Below are 823 nucleotides of genomic sequence, written 5' to 3'. Positions count from 1 at the left end.
TGGGCGGATCGATTGATGGAGTACGCCCAGTCGCCCGAGCTGCTGAAAGAACTGAAGTACTGGGGGGCTTTGTCGGAAAAGGCCGCAGCAGAGCTACCGAAGGACCGGGCAGGAACGGCACGGCAAATGAAATACAGCCGAACAGCGGAAACGGTGATTGGATCTAGGCAGACGTTAAAACTGTTAACGGAAGCAAATAAAGCGTATCGCACAAATCCGCAGGAGCTGCTGTTAGCGGTCCTCGGAATGACCATCCGGGAATGGGCGGGCCAGGATGAGGTGCTGATTAACCTGGAAGGCCACGGGCGGGAAGGGGTGCAAGAGGACTTTCCGGACGTTACCCGAACGGTAGGGTGGTTCACTGCGGAATATCCGGTTCGACTGGAGACTAGCGGCGGCGATCTGTCGGGACAAATCATCGGCGTGAAAGAAGCGATGCGTCGTATTCCAAACAACGGGTTCGGGTACGGGGTGCTGAAGTATTTGACGCAGGAAGGGCAAAAGGAAGGTCTAACCCTGCGGGTGCGGCCGGAAATCAGTTTCAACTATTTGGGACAGTTCGACAACGATATTCCGTCGGATCTGGTAACCCTGTCCGAATACGGGACCGGACAAGGAGTGAGTGGGAAATTTGAGAGTGAATATGCGCTGGACATTAACTGCATGGTTGTTGGTGGGGAGCTGAGAGTGGAAACGACTTACAGCTCGGAGGAATACGACGAAGAGACGATCACGCTATTGCTGCATAGGTTCGCCCATCATCTGGACGCCGTACTCGATCATTGTACCGGCAGGGTACCGCAGCCGACGCCTAGCGATTACG

Annotated in this window: 1 protein-coding gene; it reads left to right on the top strand. The window is 55.2% G+C overall.

Features of this window, described 5'->3' with window-relative positions; all coding sequences use genetic code 11:
- Positions 1–15: 15 nt before the first annotated feature.
- A partial coding sequence (locus tag AC0LWM_RS32390; protein WP_474679167.1) for a condensation domain-containing protein occupies positions 16–823 on the top strand: 808 nt, incomplete at its 3' end.

The sequence above is a fragment of the Paenibacillus sp. sgz302148 genome (genome assembly GCF_056120465.1).
This window is presented reverse-complemented; position numbering and strand designations above follow the sequence as displayed.